We start from the raw sequence: 1,657 nt of genomic DNA on the forward strand, positions 1-1,657 counted from the left end.
GGATGCGAACTCGAGCTCGCCGAGGTCGGCCAGCTCCATGGTGGAGACCAGGCCGCGCGTGCTCGCCGTACGCCGCAGGTCGCGGTCGTGGACGCAGATCAGGTGGCCGTCGGCGGTGAGCCGGACATCGCACTCCAGCGCTTCGGCGCCATCGCGGATCGCCTGGAGGTAGGCCCGTCGGGTGTGCTCGGCGTTCTCGAAGCTCGCGCCGCGGTGAGCGACGACCTGCGGGCGCATGCCTTCATTGTGGCGAAGCACGGTGACGCGGTCACCCACCGTTCCAACGTCCGGTCGCGGAGGCTCGCCTACTCCAGGACCAGGTTCTCCTCGGAGTACCGGCTGAAGAGGTCGTAGGACGCGAAGTCGTTGTTCGCGTCGTACGTCGTGTCGTCGGCCAGGACGACCTGCGCGTCGGTGCTCAGCGTGGTCTCGACCGGGATGCCCGGCTTGTCCCAGACGATCTTCACGTAGGGGTCCGAGATCGTGAGTCTCGAGGTGTACGCGAAGTCGTTGCTCACGCTCAGGTAGACGTTCACCGGGCTCTGTGGGACGGCGAGGTAGACGGTCCACTGGACCGCCCCGTCGACGACCTCGAGCTCTTCGCAGTACGTCACAGTGCCCTCGTCACGCCTCTCGGTCCGGCAGCCCAAGCCGCTCTGCCGCTGATCGGGGAACTCCTCCTGGGTCAGCGGTGTGACGACGGCAGAGCCGGCGGTGGTCTGGGCAGGGGCCCCTGCGCTGACGCCCGTCAGCATCGGCGAGCGGTTGCCAGGGTCCCCACCGATGTCGGCGGCGCCGGCAGACGGGGTGGAGCAGCCGGTCAGGGCGATGACACCGATGGCTGCGGAGGCGAGGAGGGCGGGGATTCGCTTGATCACGTGGTGATTGTTTCGAGGTTCCGGGCACCCGTCTGTCAGGAGACTGACACTTCTTGGTTCGGTTAGGCTGGGCCCGGCTAGGGCGGACCCGCCCGGGCAGCGCAGACCTCTGACCGACCGGTCCGCCGGAGAGAACCAGCATCATGTCCGACACCTCTGCCAAGCAGATGGCCAGGCGCCTCCGGGCCGACCTGGCCGCCCGCGGCGTGACGATCACCCACAGCGAGGCGCTCGAGCTGGTCGCCCACCAGCACGGTGCGCGCGACTGGAACACCCTGGCGGCCGCCGACGCCGCTGGCGACGGCCCGGCCGATACGAGCCCGCCGAGCGCACCGATCGCCGGGCCGGCCGTGCCGATCCTGCGGATCTTCGACCGCGCCAAGGCGGTCGAGTTCTACGTCGACTACCTCGGCTTCGCACTCGACTGGGAGCACGGGTACGACGACCACTCGCCGTTGTACGCCCAGGTCCACCGCGGGCCGACGGTGCTCCACCTCAGCGAGCACCACGGCGACGCCAGCCCGGGCGGCGCCGTGCTGGTCCCGGTCGCCGACGTCGGCGCGCTGCACGCCGAGCTGCACGCGCGCCCCTACGACTTCGCCCGCCCCGGAGTGCGCCAGGAGGACTGGGGCCGGGTCATGGTCGTGATCGACCCGTTCCACAACCGGATCGTGTTCCACGAGCCGGTGCCCGCGACCGTCGAGCCCCGGCCCGCCGAGGCCGCCGCGCCCATCGAGCTCGCCTACGAGCTGGGCTGCACCCCGGAGCGGGCCTTCGAC

General features: G+C 70.5%; 3 protein-coding genes. 1 reads left to right on the top strand and 2 read right to left on the bottom strand.

The window, feature by feature from the left end; genetic code table 11:
- Together VHW64_RS16815 and VHW64_RS16820 are read right to left on the bottom strand one after the other, a co-directional pair.
- On the bottom strand, positions 1-237 hold a 237-nt coding region (locus tag VHW64_RS16815; protein WP_329651726.1), incomplete at its 3' end, for a glycerophosphodiester phosphodiesterase family protein.
- A gap of 68 nt (positions 238-305) precedes the next feature.
- Positions 306-878: a hypothetical protein gene (locus tag VHW64_RS16820; protein WP_329651727.1), complete on the bottom strand. Its 573-nt coding sequence runs from the start codon at positions 876-878 to the stop codon at positions 306-308.
- Between the two features lie 143 nt (positions 879-1,021).
- On the opposite strand from VHW64_RS16820, the gene VHW64_RS16825 reads away from it, so the two are divergent.
- Positions 1,022-1,657 (top strand): glyoxalase superfamily protein (locus VHW64_RS16825; protein WP_329651728.1); only part of this gene is annotated, 636 nt, incomplete at its 3' end.

It is taken from the genome of Nocardioides sp. (assembly GCF_036267815.1).
Lineage (GTDB): Bacteria > Actinomycetota > Actinomycetes > Propionibacteriales > Nocardioidaceae > Nocardioides.